The sequence below is a fragment of the Pseudoalteromonas sp. T1lg10 genome (assembly GCF_002964545.1).
Classification (GTDB): Bacteria; Pseudomonadota; Gammaproteobacteria; order Enterobacterales; family Alteromonadaceae; genus Pseudoalteromonas.
On record NZ_PQBV01000040.1, the window covers coordinates 1 to 264 of the forward strand.

The window sequence follows — 264 nt, forward strand, 5'->3', positions numbered from 1 at the left end:
CTAATCCAAGGTTCAGCTCTTAAAGCGCTTGAAGGCGAGAAAGAGTGGGAAGACAAGATCATCGAGCTTGCAGAAGCCCTAGATACTTACATCCCAGAGCCAGAGCGTGACATCGATAAGCCATTCATCATGCCTATCGAAGACGTATTCTCAATCCAGGGTCGTGGTACAGTTGTAACTGGTCGTGTTGAAGCCGGTATCATCAACGTGAACGACGAAGTTGAAATCGTAGGTATCAAAGAAACTACGAAGACAACTTGTACG

1 protein-coding gene is annotated in these 264 nt (G+C 46.2%); it reads left to right on the forward strand.

Going from position 1 to position 264, the window contains the following annotated elements; all coding sequences use genetic code 11:
• The coding region (locus C2M17_RS11280; RefSeq protein WP_325050672.1) for an EF-Tu/IF-2/RF-3 family GTPase at positions 1-264 on the forward strand (264 nt) is incomplete at both ends.